The 17,348-nt window shown below is 35.5% G+C and carries 16 protein-coding genes; 5 read left to right on the top strand and 11 right to left on the bottom strand.

Annotated features, from left to right (window positions below):
• Positions 1–115: 115 nt before the first annotated feature.
• The 8 genes from galU to CWB66_RS15085 form a co-directional block, all read right to left on the bottom strand.
• Complete coding sequence (gene galU / locus CWB66_RS15120) at positions 116–1,024, bottom strand: UTP--glucose-1-phosphate uridylyltransferase GalU (RefSeq protein ID WP_138586004.1); 909 nt, start codon at positions 1,022–1,024, stop codon at positions 116–118.
• 230 nt (positions 1,025–1,254) lie between these two features.
• Positions 1,255–2,421: a nucleotide sugar dehydrogenase gene (locus tag CWB66_RS15115; protein ID WP_138586003.1), complete on the bottom strand. Its 1,167-nt coding sequence runs from the start codon at positions 2,419–2,421 to the stop codon at positions 1,255–1,257.
• A 9-nt stretch (positions 2,422–2,430) separates the two neighbouring features.
• The gene (locus CWB66_RS15110; RefSeq protein WP_077536080.1) at positions 2,431–3,516 is read right to left on the bottom strand and encodes a glycosyltransferase family 4 protein; all 1,086 of its coding nucleotides are present in this window, start codon (positions 3,514–3,516) and stop codon (positions 2,431–2,433) included.
• Positions 3,509–4,396: a glycosyltransferase family 2 protein gene (locus CWB66_RS15105; RefSeq protein ID WP_171037512.1), complete on the bottom strand. Its 888-nt coding sequence runs from the start codon at positions 4,394–4,396 to the stop codon at positions 3,509–3,511. Before CWB66_RS15105 ends, CWB66_RS15110 begins: the two co-directional genes overlap by 8 nt.
• A 2-nt stretch (positions 4,397–4,398) precedes the next feature.
• Positions 4,399–5,667 (bottom strand): O-antigen ligase family protein, encoded by a 1,269-nt coding sequence (locus tag CWB66_RS15100; protein WP_138586001.1) that lies wholly within the window; start codon positions 5,665–5,667, stop codon positions 4,399–4,401.
• Positions 5,667–6,212 carry an acyltransferase gene (locus CWB66_RS22970; protein WP_138586000.1) on the bottom strand — a complete coding sequence of 182 codons (546 nt, stop codon included), beginning with the start codon at positions 6,210–6,212 and terminating at the stop codon, positions 5,667–5,669. The genes CWB66_RS15100 and CWB66_RS22970 overlap by 1 nt, the downstream gene beginning before the upstream one ends.
• Entirely contained in the window at positions 6,205–7,407 is a 1,203-nt protein-coding gene (locus CWB66_RS15090) for a glycosyltransferase family 4 protein (protein ID WP_138585999.1), read from the bottom strand. The genes CWB66_RS22970 and CWB66_RS15090 overlap by 8 nt, the downstream gene beginning before the upstream one ends.
• A 3-nt stretch (positions 7,408–7,410) precedes the next feature.
• Positions 7,411–8,331 (bottom strand): GumC domain-containing protein, encoded by a 921-nt coding sequence (locus CWB66_RS15085; RefSeq protein ID WP_077536085.1) that lies wholly within the window; start codon positions 8,329–8,331, stop codon positions 7,411–7,413.
• 330 nt (positions 8,332–8,661) lie between these two features.
• On the opposite strand from CWB66_RS15085, the gene wecA (CWB66_RS15080) reads away from it, so the two are divergent.
• From wecA (CWB66_RS15080) to pssE, 3 genes are read left to right on the top strand one after another with little or no spacing between them, the layout of a single operon-like run.
• Entirely contained in the window at positions 8,662–9,735 is a 1,074-nt protein-coding gene (wecA, locus tag CWB66_RS15080) for a UDP-N-acetylglucosamine--undecaprenyl-phosphate N-acetylglucosaminephosphotransferase (RefSeq protein WP_212747827.1), read from the top strand.
• Between the two features lie 2 nt (positions 9,736–9,737).
• Positions 9,738–10,214 (top strand): PssD/Cps14F family polysaccharide biosynthesis glycosyltransferase, encoded by a 477-nt coding sequence (gene pssD / locus CWB66_RS15075; RefSeq protein ID WP_138585998.1) that lies wholly within the window; start codon positions 9,738–9,740, stop codon positions 10,212–10,214.
• Complete coding sequence (pssE, locus tag CWB66_RS15070) at positions 10,211–10,663, top strand: PssE/Cps14G family polysaccharide biosynthesis glycosyltransferase (protein ID WP_077536087.1); 453 nt, start codon at positions 10,211–10,213, stop codon at positions 10,661–10,663. The genes pssD and pssE overlap by 4 nt, the downstream gene beginning before the upstream one ends.
• Positions 10,664–10,682: 19 nt before the next feature.
• Here the strand turns inward: pssE and CWB66_RS15065 are convergent, their stop codons facing one another.
• The 3 genes from CWB66_RS15065 to CWB66_RS15055 form a co-directional block, all read right to left on the bottom strand.
• Positions 10,683–11,846: a glycosyltransferase family 4 protein gene (locus CWB66_RS15065; protein WP_138585997.1), complete on the bottom strand. Its 1,164-nt coding sequence runs from the start codon at positions 11,844–11,846 to the stop codon at positions 10,683–10,685.
• A 415-nt stretch (positions 11,847–12,261) separates the two neighbouring features.
• Complete coding sequence (gene wecA, locus CWB66_RS15060; RefSeq protein ID WP_354384679.1) at positions 12,262–13,344, bottom strand: UDP-N-acetylglucosamine--undecaprenyl-phosphate N-acetylglucosaminephosphotransferase; 1,083 nt, start codon at positions 13,342–13,344, stop codon at positions 12,262–12,264.
• A 483-nt stretch (positions 13,345–13,827) separates the two neighbouring features.
• On the bottom strand, positions 13,828–14,982 hold the full coding sequence (locus CWB66_RS15055) for a polysaccharide pyruvyl transferase family protein (protein WP_171037511.1): 1,155 nt from the start codon (positions 14,980–14,982) through the stop codon (positions 13,828–13,830).
• 127 nt (positions 14,983–15,109) lie between these two features.
• Here CWB66_RS15055 and CWB66_RS15050 point away from each other — a divergent pair, with 127 nt between their 5' ends.
• Both CWB66_RS15050 and CWB66_RS15045 read left to right on the top strand, forming a co-directional pair.
• Positions 15,110–16,417, top strand: a complete 1,308-nt coding sequence (locus CWB66_RS15050) for a flippase (protein WP_138585995.1) — start codon at positions 15,110–15,112, stop codon at positions 16,415–16,417.
• A 4-nt stretch (positions 16,418–16,421) separates the two neighbouring features.
• Positions 16,422–17,309, top strand: a complete 888-nt coding sequence (locus CWB66_RS15045; RefSeq protein WP_138585994.1) for a sulfotransferase family 2 domain-containing protein — start codon at positions 16,422–16,424, stop codon at positions 17,307–17,309.
• The last annotated feature ends 39 nt before the right edge of the window (positions 17,310–17,348 follow it).

Raw genomic sequence — 17,348 nt, 5'->3', positions numbered from 1 at the left:
AACATGGTTATATATGGGGTCTGTTTTACGTTAAGAAAATTACGCTAGAACTAGGCAAAAATTTTTGTATCTAGTTGTTCTAAATAAAAAATTTTTAACGACGTTATAGTGCAATTTAATTCGTTAAATTGCTCAAAGATTTATGCAGTTTGGTATTATATAAAAATTGAGAAAACTCCTCACCTAACTTATCGTCACGCATACTGTACTCAACTATCGCTTTTAAATAACCAAGTTTGTCTCCACAATCATGTGAACGCCCGCTCATATGAAATGCCTCTACGGTTTCTTGTGCCATGAGTGAGTCAATCGCGTCAGTCAGTTGTATTTCATCACCAGCGCCAATCGGTGTTTTAGCTAACAGTGGCCAAATGTTTTTGCTAAGCACATAACGCCCAACCACCGCTAAGTTTGAAGGAGCGAGCTCAACCCTTGGCTTTTCAACCATTGCCATAATAGCAGCGCTTTCACCTGGGCTAAGCTGTACACCGTTAATATCTGCAATACCGTATTTACTAACCTCATCGCTCGCGACTGGCTCCAGCATTATCTGACTCGCCTTAGTTTCGCTAAATCGCTTGATCATAGCGGCCAAGTTTTCAGTTTTTTGATCTGCCGTATAAGTATCAAGAATGACATCGGGTAAAAGTACAACAAAATCATCATTACCTACAATTGGCTTAGCACATAAAATAGCATGCCCTAACCCTTTAGCTTCGCCTTGTCTCACACTCATAATGGTTACATCCGGCGGACAAATAGAGCGAACTTCATCGAGTAGTACGCGCTTAACGCGCTTTTCGAGTGTTGCTTCAAGCTCGAAACTCGTATCAAAGTGATTCTCAATAGCATTTTTTGAGCTGTGCGTTACCAACACAATCTCTTTTACCCCTGCAGCAACGCATTCATTTACTATGTATTGGATAAGCGGTTTATCAACAATTGGCAACATCTCTTTTGGAATCGCTTTAGTCATTGGCAACATTCGCGTTCCAAGGCCAGCAACGGGGATGACAGCTTTCATAGGTAGTCCTTTGATTTAAAATAAATAAGCAATTAAATTAAGTTACCAGTTATGAGATAGATCTAAGCTGAATGGGGTTAAATGAGAGTTTAAAAGCAGATTACGAGGCCAAAAGCGCTGAGAGTGATTTAAGGATTGAGTTTGATACGACTTACAGGAGCACTTTATTTATTGCTCCTGTGATATGGCATAAATCAGTAAAAAGCGGGGTATAAAACCTCGCCTAAAGCTTAATCGCTACCAAATAAATCTCGGGTGTAAACTTTATCAACAATATCACTGAGCGCCTCAACCATTCGGTTTGCAACAACCACATCGGATATTTTTTTAAACTCGTTTAAATCTTTAATCACACGAGAATGGTAAAATTCATTTTCGTTGAGTGTTGGTTCATACACTACAACTTCAATTCCCTTAGCTTTTATACGCTTCATAATACCTTGAATAGCTGAAGCTCTAAAATTATCTGAGCCCGTTTTCATCACTAGTCGGTATATACCCACAACGCGAGGGTTACGTTTAATTATGGAGTTGGCAATAAAATCTTTACGTGTTGTATTTGCATCAACAATTGCACCAATAATATTATTGGGTACATTTTCATAATTAGCACGAAGTTGTTTAGTATCTTTCGGAAGACAATATCCGCCGTAGCCAAATGAAGGATTATTGTAGTGTGTGCCAATTCGAGGATCTAATCCTACACCTTGAATTATCTGCTTACTATCCAAACCATGAGACTCTGCATAGCTGTCTAACTCATTAAAATAGGCGACCCGCATAGCCAAATAGGTATTTGAAAAAAGCTTAATCGCCTCAGCTTCGGTTGAACCAGTAAATAAAATGTCTATATTTTGCTTAATAGCACCTTGCTCTAGTAGTTTAGCAAAGACTTTAGCACGCTCACTTTGCTCACCTACCACAATACGAGACGGGTACAAATTATCGTGAAGCGCATTGCCTTCTCGTAAAAATTCAGGCGAAAAAATAATATTATTACAGTTAAATTTTTCTTTTACAGACTCCGTAAATCCAACAGGAACCGTTGATTTAATAACCATTACAGCACCTGGGTTTATAGAAAGCACATCAGTAATTACAGCCTCTACTGAGCTAGTATTAAAGTAATTAGTCTCTGCATCATAGTCTGTAGGTGTTGAAATAATCACGTAATCTGTATTGCTATAAGCGAGGTGCTTATCAGTCGTCGCTGTAAAATCTAAATCGGTGCGTTTTAAATAAAGCTCAATTTGCTCATCAATTATTGGAGATTGCTGGTTATTTAATAACGCTATTTTTTTCTCATCTATATCAAGCGCTACAACTTGATTATTTTGAGATAAAAGCATCGCATTAGAAAGGCCCACATACCCGGTGCCAACTACAGCTATTTTCATCTTTATTCCCTAATTATTTATTAATTTTTGCAGATTTTCATCTAACTGCTTTGCGACTAATTCGGCACTATAATGTTCGACAGATTCACGGGCATTACTAACTAATTTGTCATAATCAGCTTTATTCATTTCTAATAATTGAATTATTTTTTCTGCTATAGAATGTGGGTTTTGTTTTTCAAAAAACAGGCCGTTTATACCCTCTATAACAATTTCATTGACTGGACTAATATTAGAAGCGAGAACAGGAGTGCCGCACGCGAGAGCTTCAACAGCAACTAAACCAAAACTCTCTCTGTGTGTAGGGAAAACAAATGCATTCATCTCACTGTATTTAATAGCGAGCTGATTATGCTCTAATGCTCCAAAATAAGTAACTAACTTGCCAATACCCAATTCTGATATTGCATTTTTCAACTGTTCAACTTGACCACCAGTACCGTACAGGTTCAATTTAAATCGCTCTACAAGCTCAGGCTGTTCATTTTTGATTAAAGCAACTGCTTTTAAAAGTTCGGGCCATCCTTTACCTTCATCAATTCTTGAAACATAGCCTAAAGTAAATAAAGAGCTATCTGAAAGCTTATTTGCTTTAAATATCTCAAAATCAACGCCTCCAGAAGGAGAGATAATAACTTTCTCTTCGCGATACCAAGGGTATAACTCAAGAAGAATAGTTTTAAAGTATTGGGATGGAACTATTATCCCAGCGCTATGCTTGATTATCAATGGGGAAGCTATACCCATGATTTTATGAATAAAACTATTTCCAACAAGATCATCACCATGAACATTAATCACATACTTTGGCTTACTAAACAATAAATAAGGCAATAAACATATGGTTGAATAAGTAAGGTAATGAAAATATATAAAATCATAATTCCGTTTATTAATTGCAAGCATACCGCTAAAAATAAAACGTATATAACAAATTAACTTCTCAAGGCCGGATGCCCGATAATCAATTACTACTTTATTAATTATCTTATGACCTTGCTCAATAAGCTGTTCATGATTTTTCCCAACAAAACTTCCAAAAGATGGGTCACGTTTGGATGGAAATAAATTAGCGATAAAACAAATTTTACTCACGTTTACCTTTTTTAAATAATTCAAGACGCTTTTTTGCAAGTCTAGGAAAAGTAGAGGCTAGCCAAGCTTTTAGTAACTTAGTAGCAATAGCGGGAGTAAAATATTTTACCACAGTAAAAAGTGTTATTGTGTTCCCTTCATTGTAGTGAACTAAAAAGTCATAACATTTCTTATTACTTTTAGACATAAGGTGTCCGTAGCGTTCAAAATATTGATTAAAACCAAGTGTTCGATTATTTAAGCTATCTGTTATTCTAGGCATATCGTGAGCGGTATGAACAATGTAAGATGGTTTTTTTATGCGCTTAGCTGAGCCAAATCTAACTATCATTCTAGTCCAAAGCTCCCAATCTTGTGAAGAAACTACTGAAACATCAAACATACCGACATCAATTAAGCGTTGTCTATATGTAAGTACTTGATTAGATGCTTGGTTAAAATTTAATTGTTTATCTAAATCAATAATTAATTCAGTGTTCAGCTGTGGTTTTCTTATTTTTCCGTAATCCCAAATATAACTACTACACACAAAAGCATATTTTTCATCAAATGCAGAAACAAGCTCTTCAATTCGAGTAAGTAAAAACTCATCATCGTCGTCGAGTCCAGTAGCAAAAAAACCTGTAGCATGTTTTATTGCATAATTTCTTGCGCGGCATGCACCTTCATTTTTCTCAAAACAATGATATTGAACGTTGTCGCATGATTGCTTTAATTCTTGCAGATACTCTCTAGTACCATCTGTAGAACCATTATCAACAATAAATATTTCAATATTTGGGTAGGTTTGATTTCTCACCGACTTAACAGCTCTTTTCAATAACTCAAGTCGATTGTAAGTCGGTATCCAGACGGAAACCAAAGGAACTTTGTTGCTCAAATTCATCTCCCTTGTCTTTTATCGACCCAAAGTAAGGATAAAAAACAGCCCAATGAAATACCTAAAGTCCCTGACATCCAAATATGACCACTTAGTTGAGCTAAAAAAAGTAAAATGACTCCACCCACAAATATACTTGGACTATACTTTGAGTCGGGCTGGGTAAATTGCTTTGCAGCTTTTAATAAAGTGAGCAAGTAAAAAGTTAAGCAAATCGCTAAACCAGGAAAACCGAACCACACAATTGTGTCTATAAAATCTACTTCAGCTGAGTACTTTACGGGTAAATATTGTGCTACTCCAGCAGTACCTACACCAAAAAATTGCTGCAAAAAGCCAAACTGCTCAATATAAATTACCAACATATCTCGCGTGAAAACTTCTCGGCCTGACCAAATTAGACCTAAAATACCTTTATCTGTTAGCACCCATAAAAACTTATCGTATAGCCCTATTGCTTTTAGCAGGTCAGTTATAAGAAATATTACTCCTGTGACAACAACTATCGTTGGTATAAGCATGATACATTTAAGTTTTGTAAAACTAAAAAATCGCTCTCTTTCATTAACAAGTGGTATTAAAAAAATAAGGATGAGCGTAGCTAGCATCGCTGTTTTAGTCGCAACTAAAAGACCACATAATGCCGTAAACATTGAAAAGACAAAATACCAACGAGGTTTATGATTCCAACACCAGTGCAAAGTAAACGAAAATAGGACTATTAGCGTCCCCCCTAGCTCATTTGCAGCATAGATAAAGCCATTTGAACCAGCAGTCTCCCCATCCCTAAGAGAGTAACTTGATCGACCAAATCCTAGAGCGCCGATAAAAAGGTTAAAACATAGAATCACAAAATTACTAAATAAAATCCTTTCGAGCCAAATAGTAACAAACGATTTCCACTTAATGGCTAGTAAACCAAAGTAAATAAAAATAGAGATTGGCATTAGTATTTTATAAACATAAGAAAAGTCTGCAATAAAAAAAGACAAATCAGCTTTTGAAGCAAGTTGTATAATAGGCCCAGCAAGAAGAGCTACGAGCATAAAGCAAAGCGCTAAGAAGTACTTTGGATCCAAAATAAAAACAAGCGAAAAAATGAGCATAGTTAAAGGGAGCTTGTATAATAATGATATTTTTAAATCAACTCCCAACTGAAGAACAGTGAACCCCGAAGCAATGTCAGCGAGTAAATATATACTCATCATAAAAAGGCACAATTGATGTGCGAATGCAGGTTGTTCATCACTAATAAATAAACGACGAATCATCAAAAGTTACTCGGCTCTTCTTTCAACCGCCTACGATAAGACTCTGCGTAATCATTAGTTGATTTTAGAACACGAGCAGGATTTCCAGCAGCAACCATACCAGGGGGAATACTTTTACTCACTACACTGCCGGCACCGATAACGCAATTATCTCCAATTTCAACACCGGGAAGAATGATACTACCCCAGCCAATAAATACATTATTACCTATAATAACTGGAGAACGATAAGACCTGCGTGAGCCTTTACGGAAACTTTCTTTAAATATAACAAGCTCATCAATATGTAATGTTGGTGAAGCATCATGCCCAAGTAAAGTTGCGCCTGTAATAGTACAGTTATCACCAATAAAAAACTGATCACCTTTACTTGAAGAAGAAAGTTTGGTGTCAATGATCAGGGTATTTTTACCGATTGTAGCGCCTTGCGATTTATATTTTTCTATTACACGCTCATAAGCTAATCTATCTACTTTAAATTGGAGCCTTTGAGAGCGTACAAATCGATTAATCACGGCGAAAAGTATATATTTGAGCTTAGTCATTCGCTATCAAATCCTCAGCCAATTTTTTCCAGCTATAGTTTAGCTCAGCCAGTTTACGATTTTCAGCTTGAAGAGCTAAATAATTGTTTTTGTTTAAATTTAAACACTCTTGCATTCCTACTGAAAATGAGAGAGGCGAATGCTCATCAATCATCATATTATTAGTCAATTCTAGTATTTCACTTGTTGCTGTAACAATACTTTCGCTTGACTGTGCTCCAACTATTGGTAAACCGCAACAAAGAGCTTCCAGTATTGTTTGCCCTAAAGGCTCATAAGTTGAAGACATAATGAAAAAATCAGCAGCCCTGTAATAAAGCTCAGGAGAGCTTTGTCGTCCTAAAAAATGAACTTGTTCATTTAAGTTTAAGCTAGTACAAAGTTCAAATAATTCAGCCTCTTCAGCCCCCTCTCCCAATAACCACAATTGAACATTTTTATCGTCGAGTTGTTTAAGGGCTTTAATTGCAATATCAAACCCTTTAGCCTTAACAAAACGCCCAATACATAAAAAAACTCTACCCTGAGACGGCAAACCAACAGCTTCTCTAAGTTTATGTTTTTCATTAGGGGATGCTAAGGTAAAACGAGTTAGACTAACACCGGGCTTGCAAATTAATATAGGCTTATTCTTATTTACGATGCTTACTTGCCTACGCATGTTTTCACTAAATACGTATAGTCGATCGCAATATTTAAATGCAAAGCTTTGCATTAACTTATGTAGCAATAAGGAGAACTTGCTTTTAATTGAAGCTAGCTGTCTACTTTGTTGGCGAAGACTGGCTTTAGTTTCATTCTCAACGACTCCAGGCACAAGATAGACAATATTTTTACAGCCAATAATTTTTAGAATAACCAAGTTAAAGTGGAATCTACATATAGTTAAGCATGGTTTATATTTTTTAAGCACCTTTTTATAAATTTTTATGGCATTAAATACATGCCTTATCCCTCGACCAAAGCCAGAGTTTCTCTCTGTTTTGTACCTGTAAATAGAAACTCCCTCTTCGAGCTCATACTCTAATAAAGGTTTATCTGCAGAATTCAAATCACTTATAACAATAACAACGTTATAGCCTAACTTTTTATACTCTTGAGCGAGGTGATATAACGAATTCTCAATACCACCTATATTAGGTTTATATTGGTTACTAGTAAGAAGCACACATGGCTTTACTTGCTCAATTGTCATAACTTACTGCTCTCGAGAACGAAGCGTTAGTAAAAATGCCAATATCACAGAGAGAAGTCCACCAAAAAACGTAATACCGATACATATAAGAGCTCTTGAGGGTCCTGATTTTTCTTCAGGATAAACAACGGGTGAGAGTGGTTTTAATAAATGGTAATCACCAACAGACGATAATAATTTAGTACGTGTTTGGTCCGCAATAAGTTCATAAAAGACAGTGCGTAATTCACGTACATTTGTTTCTAAAGCTTGAGTTTTAAGATATTCAATCGCCTCTTCTGCTTCTTTTTTATCTTTCTCTCTCCAGAACTGGTTAATGTCTTCGATTAGCCAGTTAGCTACATTGACAGATAATTCAGGTGAAATTGTTGTGACTTGCAGTTCAATTAAACCTTTCTTTTTTAAATATGTAGTGTTTATTTGACTTAATAATTTATTATAGCCTTCCCAAGCTGTAGGTATAACATCTTTGTCAGCTGGAGGCGTGCGAGTCCAAACCTTTCTATCCGGATCATAGGTCTCTAAGTTGTAAATTGATTTTCGAGTATCTTGCTCCCAAGCCGTCAAAGCAAGTAAATCAGGCATCAGTTCCCTTTTATTTATAAATGTTTGAAGGAATCCTCTGCTGCGCATAAACTCTAAGGCAGCCTCAATATCTGACCCCTCACTTCCACCTAAAGAAATTCCAGCCATACTGGCTAAACCGCCAAACTGCCCAGCTAGCTTAGACATCCCGCCGCCTTCAGACTTTTCAATAGGAGATAAATACACCTTAGCGGTATACGTATTCGGCTGATTAAGAGCAATAAAAACTGACAAGCATCCTGATAGCAAGGTACCTACTATAACTACCCACATGTACCTAAAGAAGCTAATAGAAGTGGTATTTATATCTTGCTCGATGGCTCCAACATTACTTTCCATGATACTACCCAACCAACCTAGACCTAATAAAATGGTGGGCAGTATATCAAAACGTTATCTTTTTTGTAGCGTTTTTTACCCTATGTAATCAGGAGCTAAATTTGTTTTTTAATTTGGTGTTGGTAACAAAAGAACACAAATAAACTTAGCATAATAATGTAATCTACTTAGGATAAGTAAAAATGGTGTGACTACCTAATAGGTATCAGCTAACATGATACGGTTACATGAATATTAAGCATGTAACGTTACGGTAAATGTCAGTGGGTATTAATCTTTTCATTACAATTTATATATTGTATAACCAACACAAGTTAGGCATCCTTTACTGTGATCATAAATAATTTAAGTGTATTTTTCGCTACTTTTATTAGCCTTTTCTTTTTCAGGAAAATAGCGAAAGTCATCAATCTAGTTGACACTCCAAATGAGCGAAAAAGACATATTGGCGCTGTCCCCTTAGTTGGAGGACTATCGATATTTGCCATTGTTTTTAGCTACTTATACGCATTCCCAACAACACTCACTAATTCATACATCTATTTAAGCTGTGCCGGTCTACTACTTCTAATAGGCGTATTAGACGATCTAAAAAATCTAGGTTTTAATATGAGACTGACTATCCAAGCTTTCATGTCTTTAGTTATGATGTTTAATGGTGAGCTGGTCTTAGTCAACTTAGGCAACTTATTTGGTCCCTTTGAGTTAGTTATACCTAATCTTGGTTATTTACTCACTTTTATTGCAATAATTGGTGCAATAAATGCATTTAACATGGTTGATGGCATTGATGGCCTATTAGGGGGAATGACAACCATTACTTTCGGCGCGATGTCAGTTTTGTTTATGTTTTCAGGCCATATCCAATTGTTTTCATTTTCTATAGCTATTGTTATTGCAACAATCCCATATATCTTAATGAATCTTGGCATACCTTTTGGACAAAAATTTAAAGTTTTTATGGGTGATGCTGGTAGTACCGTCATCGGCTTTACCGTTGTTTGGCTTTTAATTGAAGGCTCACAAGGACCATCTCGTTCATTTCAAGCTGTGACAGGGCTTTGGCTTGCAGCTGTTCCTATTATAGATGCACTCTCTACCATATTTAGACGTATCAGAAAAAAACAATCGCCATTTAAACCAGATCGAGAACATTTACACCATATTCTTATACGTTTTGGCTTTTCACCAAAGCTTGCTTTGATTACTATATGCATTATTGCAGGTGTGTTCTCATTAATAGGTATAGCTTCTGAAATACTAAACGTTCCAAGTTATATTATGTTTTGGAGTTTTGTCGGAATAAACATAATATACTTTTTTGTAATGACACGCATATGGCGTATTACGGTAAAAGTAAGGCGGTACTTTGGTATCACCTCAAAATTTAATAAAAAAGATTAAACATGCAAAAACAAAAAATCACTCTACTCATCTACGGTGAGGGTGGTCACAAACAAGAAATGAAGCTGCTTTACGAGCGTCTTTCCAAGTCTCCTTTAGCCTTTGTCACGGTAGGCACTTCTCCTATAAATTCGTCAATTTCACATTACAGATTAGATGACGTTCGCCATAAAAAAAACCGTTTAAAATCAATACTTATGGCTATTACTGGCATTGTTTATTCATGCATTTTAACGATTAAGTTATGTTACAAATATGAAGTTTTGGGCGTAATATCTACGGGCCCAGGAATCTCAATTATACCGTCTTTGATATTAAAGTTATTCGGGAAAAAAGTGGTGTTTATTGAAACATTTTGCCGGTTTTATACACGTTCGTTCACCGGTCGTATAATGTCAAAATTTTGTGATGAGTTTTGGGTACAAAATAAAGAACAAAAACAACTCTATAAAAATGCAAAATTCTGTGGGCGTCTATGAAAGTTTTAGTAACTGTTGGCTCATCACCTTTTGAGTCTTTTATACAAGCAGTGGATAAAGTAGCTAAAACACTACCAAATTACGAGTTCACTTTCCAAATAAGCAATAGTAATTATAAACCATCTAACGGTGTGTACTTTTCGTTCTCAGAAGAGTTTTCGAAGTATATAGATGAAGCTGACATCGTAATATCTCACGCTGGGGCTGGTACGATTTTCGAACTACTTGAGAAAAAAAAGAAGTGTATTGTAATACCTAACTATGAACGAATAGATAAACACCAGTCTGATCTTACCACTTATATAGAAAATAACGAGCTAGCAATCGTTTGTCATAAATTAAATAATATAAGCCTAAGTATCGAACAAGCAAATTGTTTCAAAGCAAAAGCTTACTGTAAAGAAGGCTTCTTTTTAACTAACGAGTTAATAAGTATATTCAGCCAATAAAATATGTCGGTGTTTCATCTCATACCTTATTGACTGCATGCCTATAAATTTCAAGTATGCTGGTAATATTTTTTCTACTAGAAAAAATATCACTAATCTTTATTCTATCCTCAAAAGATACAGGTGTTTTTTCCATAAAGTGTTTATTGATTGCATCAGCAATGTCATCTTTATTTTTCTGCTGCACTACTGAAACACTTTTTTTATCGCAAAAGCTAGCCAACTCTTTCAAACCACCGCACTGCGTCACAATAACAGACAAACCTACAGCCATGGCTTCCAGTGCTGCGACCCCAAATGACTCCTCTTGTTGAGTGTTCTCGTCTCTAATGGAGGGTTGTACATATATATTATGCTCAGACAAAAGGTTAGGTAAGTCATCATGACTAATATAGTCTATAAATCTAATGTTACTATAAATACCCAACTCTTGGGCATGCTCAATTAAGCTTTTCTTAAGGGGACCATTACCCACTAGAGTAAGGATTGCGTTCGGATACACCTCAAGCGTCCGTGCGAATGCACTAATCAAAAAAATATGACCTTTACAAGGTATAAATCGACCGACGCTAATCACCTTCAATTGATTAAATGAAATTCTTTTACAAGACTTCGTAAAAACAGGATTAATTGCATTATGCACTATAGATATTTTATCTTGCGAAACAGATAAATTCATGGTCATTTTCTGTTTCAAAAAATTAGAAGGCACAGTCCAATACACAAATTCTTTATGGCCTGCACTGACAAGAACGTCTTTATATTTATTTCTTATCAAAGGTTCGCTATTTACATCAGAACCGTGCATAGAGGCTACTGTCGGGATGGTAACCCCTAATTTTTCGCTCACATGCATCCACCCTTTTACTGCGTTTCCTGTATGGCAGTGCACAACATCAGGCCGAAACTCCTGTAGCACTTTTTCCCAATATTTATAGTCAATTAAATAAGGCATCAACTGAAACCTCAGTGCTAAACTCTGGGTAATTCTCTCATTCCATATATTCTTAAATGGCGATATATAAACATTTGAAAAAGGGCGTGATTCTAAGTTTAACCTTTTAGTGGTAAGGACCGCAGATTCTAGGCCATGGCTCTGAATACCTAAAATTTGATCATAAATAAACGTTTCAGTATTCACTGAAAAATTAGGTACATAGTGCAATACTTTTATTAACTTCATATATTTACTTATTTAAAACTAAAAGGGGTTGATTTTACTAGGAAAAAAGTACTGTTGGGTTGTTTTCTAAAGCTAACAGGATAATTACTACGTATAATATTTGAAATGAAAATCACTAATAAATAATATTAATGCACGTAAGCCTTCAAATACTACTCTTTATTAAAGTGAAATGGTTTTTACTGACTAGTTCGCCAAGTCAAAAATTTATATAACTACCATGTACTGCATACCTATTATTAAGCAACTTTATAATCACTCTAGATTTAAACATACTACAGCATAGAAAAAGCTAATATAAACACCAGCTCGAAGGTAGGTGGCTATTGAATACTTACCAACTAAATTAATACCTAAACCCATTTAAACTTAAAATGCTAAATTCATTTAAGCTTTTACATTACAGTCAATGTTATTAATCAATCTCACTTTGAGATTTTCTCTTTAAAAATCGAATAAAACGCCTAGTAACAACTGTAAACTTCCAAATATTCATCATCACTTGGTTGTATACTAACAAGCAAATAAGGAAGCCATAAAACATAACATAATCTGGAACATTATAAATTTGAGCTACAATCCCAATACAAGCAAATACGCTAGCTATAGAGCAAATCATAGCTAATGTCATTTTTGACCCTAAACCTAATCGTTGAAGAATATGATGAAGATGCTCTCTATCTGGCTGAAAGGGTGATTGCCCTTTTTTTATTCTTCTGATAATCGTTGAAACAGCATCCATAATAGGGATAGCAGCCAACCAAAGAGCGGTTACAGGACTAAAAGCACTCGCCTCACCTGATTGCGAACCTTCAAGTAGTAGCCATACAACCGTAAATCCAATAACTGTGCTACCAGCATCGCCCATAAATACTTTAAAGCGCTGACCTAGCGGAATACCTAAATTCATAAGTATATATGGTGCAATAGCAAAGACTATTGCGGTACAAAAAGCAGTTAGTTCATGCTGGTTATTGAGGTAAAACAAAATACCCAGAGAGCTAAACGTTATTGTTGCAAGTGCCCCGAGTAAACCATCAATGCCATCAACCATATTAAAAGCATTTATAGCACCAACAACGGCTACAACAGTCATAACATAACCAAAGTATGATAACTCAACGGTGCTACTACCAAATACAGCTCCTATATAGTTTAGTACTAAGCCACCAAATACCATCATTAAGCCTGAAATAACTATTTGCAACAACAAACGTAATCTAAAGCTAATATCATAAAGGTCATCAAGTAAACCAACAAATAATAAAATGCTAGCACAACCTAAATACAACATAGACGATGAAATGGTGTCAGGAAAAACTAATAGGTAAGAAAATACGACAATAAAAACAGCAATACCACCAACAAGAGGAACAGAGCCTGAATGGTGTTTTCGTGAATTTGGTTCATCAACTAGATTTATATAAATAGCCACTTTTCGAAAGATAAAAAGGCTTAAAAAAGAACACAGAAACAGCCCTACATTATTTGTTATCACAATTTCTTACCTTTTGAAGCATTAGCCCTTTATTCATTTTATATACCTAATATAGAAGCGACGGTATTATAGTTGATTAACCTACAAATAAAAATAGCCTAAGTAACTATTAGTGAACAAAATAATCATATTCCCACCCTAACATTAAAGTAATGAATAATCTGAACGCTGGATTGTAACCCAATCTCAAACCGCTTTTTTAACATTAATTGCATTAAACTTACTTGCAATTGATATATAAATTCAGCAGGTTTATATTGAAAATATCTTGTCCCCGCTAGCCTATAAAGATTAAAGCTTGTTCAGTTTAGATAAATTCAATTGTAGTCCTCTGTTTGCACTCTAATTAGCTAAGTAAAAACGGAGCAGTAAAGAGTCAATCGCCTATTTATAAAGATTTAACCATATTAAATAGGCATCTCTAAAACAGAAACATGACTGCAAATTCAACCTCGAAAAACAAGCAAACCTCAGCTAAATAAGCTAATTGCTCTTAATTGTGGCTATTACTTTTCCCCACATATCTTGCGTCTGCTTTTTATAATCAGTAGCATTATAATTTAAGCTTTCAAGCCATTGAGGTTCGGGGTTAAGCACTGCATTTAACAACTCAAAAAGTAAAGTGTTGCTACTTTTTGAATCAAGTAGCAAATGTTCACTATTATATTCTTTAAACAATTCTAAATATTTATGGCTCCATCCAGTTGCAATGCATGGCACACCTTGCGACAAAGCGCTTACACAGCCATGAAAGCGAGAGCTGACAACCGCTTTAGCATTACCAATAACAGCTTTAACCTCAATCGCTGTAACAGGTTCGACAATATCACAAGGTACACTTAACTCGTTCTGAATAGCCTTACACAATGGGGCATCGTCTTTACCACTATGATTCAAAATAACAACCTGCTCACCCAAACTTAATGCCTTTTCTATAAGAGTCTTAATTACCTCAACATAATTAGTTTTCCAATCAATATCTTTATTTTTAGAGCTCAGCATTTTTGAGTTAGGAATGACGATCAAATGATTTTTATATTTAAGAAACTTACCATCAGCTAATGGACAAACTAGATTAGTAAAGTCAGGAGCCATAAATAAATTGGTGTTTTCGCTATCAAATTGCTTAATATGTTCTAGCGACGGTTTTTCTCGGGCAAAGACTAAGCTTGCATTAGAAAAAGCTTGATGCGCATATCTCTTATTTTTATTTCGCGTAAAAGGACCTAATGATTGCGGCATAAATATATATTTTTTATTTGCTTTTTTGAATCGAGTTACTTCATTAGCCACTTGTTGTAGTACTACATCTGACCATTGATCTCCATAGCTAAAGCCAGATGCATCTAGTACTACATCTACATCTAGTTCAGTAACGATGCCAAAACGATGTTTAAAATAATGACGGGTTTTTATAGGTAAAAAGGAGAACAAAAAGCTAAAATCAAATACGTTCTTACGTAAATTTACTTTTTGAAAAGCCCCAATTGCCGCTCGCTTACTGTAAGGAGAGTTTACATTATGAGCCAAACATACCTCAGCATCAGGCAAATGGATTTTAAATTGCTCTAAAATCGCATACAACATCAATTCAGCCCCTTTATTTACAAACTGAACCCCTTTTATTTCAATCAACATACTTTGCCTATACCACTTAAAAAACCAACTGCGAAGCATATACAGCTACAATCACCCTTTCAACCTTTTACAGTTATTTTTAATACGTTATAGTGGCATGTTTTTAACGTCAACAACATGAGTGGCCATGTCTACCTCTTCAGGTATAAAAAATAGCGTATTACTAATTGTAGAAAAGTGCATTTTATTATGTTTGAGCTTTTTAAACAGTGTGCTTTTAGCGCGCATAGCCGGTCCTGACATTTTTGGTCAATACGCATATATCCTCTCCATAGCGGGCCTATTTTTACCATTGAGTGTTATGGGGCTTAATAATATAGTCACTAAATATGTAGTTAATAATCCTCATAACGCTCATTATTATCTTAAAAGTGCACTTATTGTTCGCTTATGCGGAGCGCTAATATCTATAGCTTTAGGCTTACTACTGATACTTATCTTAAATACTGAAAATAACGCCAATATACTTCTATTGATAGTACTGCAAAGCTTTAGCGCATTTTATGTTATTGAGTTTTTCTTTTTAGCCAAGCAGCAGGTACATATATTACTAAAAATTCGCCTGATTATACTTTTAGCACTTAACAGCTTAAAATGCATCGTTATTTTAAATGGCTCATCACTTAGCTTATTAATTATCTTACAAGGGCTTGAATACGTTTTTATTGGCGCGAGCTATATACTGGTATATGTAAAAGGAAAGCACCATCAACATATTAAGCGAAATACATCTAGGCGCAGCTACATAGCGCTTGCCCAAAAAGGTAAATGGCTATTGTTCTCTGGTGTTGCAGCAACAATCTATTTAAAAATAGACCAAATAATGCTCGCGAATTTAGTCGACACACGCGCTGTAGCTTACTACGCAGCAGCCGCAAAATTGTCTGAAATGTGGTACGTGTTTCCGGTATTAATTGCCAATGCCTTTAGCGCACAACTAAGCCAATTAAAATTTAATGACGATCTAAAATACCACTTAATATTACAGCAATTGATAGCAACGCTTACCCTAAGTGCGCTAATACTTAGCATTACTACCTACTTTATAGCCCCTTCTTTAATCGCACTTATATATGGTAGCGAATACAGCTCAAGCGCAACAATACTCAGCATACATATATTTGCAAGCATCTTTATTTTTCAAAGAGCAATACTCTCAAAATGGTTGATTATAGAAAACCTTTACAAGTACAGTCTTGTTTCTAGCCTTTTTGGTGCAGTAACAAACATAGCCTTAAACGCTATTTTAATTCCTCAGTACGCAGGCGTGGGGGCAGCATGGGCCACTGTAATTTCGTACATGGTAGCAAGTTATGGTTTTTTGTTTTTTCATTCAAAAACTAAGCGTTACGCCCAAATATTACATCTGGCTGTGTTAAACTTTCCTACATTATTAAAACCATTTATAAAGCAATTACGCTTAGTTAAAAAATGACTTCATGATGAAACAAAATATAAAACACCTTATTAATCGTTTAGGCTACGACGTAAAACTGCACCGAATAGGCAAAGCACAACAAAACCAAACTAAGTTTGCGTTTGTGCATGTCCCTAAATCAGGGGGGATCTCAATTGATTTAGCGATGCGAGAACAACTTGCAAAACCTGGTGAAGCCCGCTTTAGCCGTGAAGGTGCCATTGAAATGAGTTTGGCTACATTTAATCAAGAGATAACCGATCTTGATAGTATTACACAGTTTAGCGATCATCATGCGCAACAATTAAATGGTTTGCTTGCTTATCACTTAGCGCAAAACTGGCAATACATAAGTGGTCATGTGAGCACAAACCAACATATTATTGAAAATTTTGCACATCAGTATCACTTTATAACTGTATTGAGGGAACCTGTTTCACGCTTTGTTTCAAATTATATATATAACAAGCTAACTAACTCATTACCGATTATGGCGCCTAATAACCTTAACAGCGATAATCTTATTGAAGAAGTAGACCTCATTTTAGGCCACCGCAGAGGTTGGCAAATGGCCAACGTAATGAGTATGTGTATAACAGGCCGTTTTGCAAAAGATGTAACCGATGCAGAAAAAGTAAAAAGTGAATTTGCTGATAATTTAGCAGCATATAAAGTTGTCGGCTTCCTTGATAATTTAAATAGCTTTAGCGAACAAATTAAACAATTATCAAACAAGCAAATTAACATAGGCAACCACAATACCACCGATAGCTTTTTAGATGAGAAAAAACAACATGTAAAAAGCACGCTTCAAAGCTACTTTAATGAGCCAAATGTTAAAACCAAATTAGAACACCTATGCCGATTTGACATCCAAAATTATCAACGCGCAAAAGATAAATACTCATAAACCCACCACGTAAATACCCCTTGCCCGCGCGAAACGTGA

Origin of the sequence: Pseudoalteromonas sp. S558 (genome assembly GCF_005886635.1) — a bacterium.
Classification (GTDB): domain Bacteria; phylum Pseudomonadota; class Gammaproteobacteria; order Enterobacterales; family Alteromonadaceae; genus Pseudoalteromonas; species Pseudoalteromonas aliena.
This window is presented reverse-complemented; position numbering and strand designations above follow the sequence as displayed.

Excerpts from the sequence above, each read along its gene's own strand:
- CWB66_RS15085 (WP_077536085.1), bottom strand. The coding sequence starts at position 8,331 with ATGGAAAGTAATGTTGGAGCCATCGAGCAAGATATAAATACCACTTCT.
- CWB66_RS15045 (WP_138585994.1), top strand. The coding sequence starts at position 16,422 with ATGATGAAACAAAATATAAAACACCTTATTAATCGTTTAGGCTACGAC.
- CWB66_RS22970 (WP_138586000.1), bottom strand. The coding sequence starts at position 6,212 with ATGACTAAGCTCAAATATATACTTTTCGCCGTGATTAATCGATTTGTA.
- CWB66_RS15115 (WP_138586003.1), bottom strand. The coding sequence starts at position 2,421 with ATGAAAATAGCTGTAGTTGGCACCGGGTATGTGGGCCTTTCTAATGCG.
- CWB66_RS15050 (WP_138585995.1), top strand. The coding sequence starts at position 15,110 with ATGTCTACCTCTTCAGGTATAAAAAATAGCGTATTACTAATTGTAGAA.
- CWB66_RS15055 (WP_171037511.1), bottom strand. The coding sequence starts at position 14,982 with ATGTTGATTGAAATAAAAGGGGTTCAGTTTGTAAATAAAGGGGCTGAA.
- galU (WP_138586004.1), bottom strand. The coding sequence starts at position 1,024 with ATGAAAGCTGTCATCCCCGTTGCTGGCCTTGGAACGCGAATGTTGCCA.
- CWB66_RS15065 (WP_138585997.1), bottom strand. The coding sequence starts at position 11,846 with ATGAAGTTAATAAAAGTATTGCACTATGTACCTAATTTTTCAGTGAAT.
- CWB66_RS15090 (WP_138585999.1), bottom strand. The coding sequence starts at position 7,407 with ATGACAATTGAGCAAGTAAAGCCATGTGTGCTTCTTACTAGTAACCAA.
- CWB66_RS15100 (WP_138586001.1), bottom strand. The coding sequence starts at position 5,667 with ATGATTCGTCGTTTATTTATTAGTGATGAACAACCTGCATTCGCACAT.
- pssE (WP_077536087.1), top strand. The coding sequence starts at position 10,211 with ATGAAAGTTTTAGTAACTGTTGGCTCATCACCTTTTGAGTCTTTTATA.
- pssD (WP_138585998.1), top strand. The coding sequence starts at position 9,738 with ATGCAAAAACAAAAAATCACTCTACTCATCTACGGTGAGGGTGGTCAC.